The 244-nt window shown below is 59.0% G+C and carries 1 protein-coding gene; it reads left to right on the top strand.

Annotation, left to right across the window (positions count from 1 at the left end; all coding sequences use genetic code 11):
* The coding region (locus SB822_RS59900) for a helix-turn-helix domain-containing protein (protein ID WP_410859485.1) at nucleotides 1–244 on the top strand (244 nt) is incomplete at both ends.

Here is a 244-nt window from a genome sequence, read left to right as displayed (position 1 = left end):
CTAGCTAGGCGTCTTGAGATGTCTGTCCGGCAGCTGGAGCGCCTTTTTACTGCCAAGACGGGGAAATCACCGCTGGCGTACGGGCGACAGATTAGGATACGGACGGCGTCATGGCTGCTGACGAGCTCCGACCGCTCAGTCGCTGATATTGCTTCGTCCTGCGGATTCTCCGACTCCTCTCATCTTGGCCGTGAGTTCAAGAAGGAGTTCGGCGAATCGCCAAACGCGTATCGCGTGGCGCGAC

The organism is Paraburkholderia sp. SIMBA_054, assembly GCF_046534875.1.
Classification (GTDB): domain Bacteria; phylum Pseudomonadota; class Gammaproteobacteria; order Burkholderiales; family Burkholderiaceae; genus Paraburkholderia; species Paraburkholderia hospita.
This window is presented reverse-complemented; position numbering and strand designations above follow the sequence as displayed.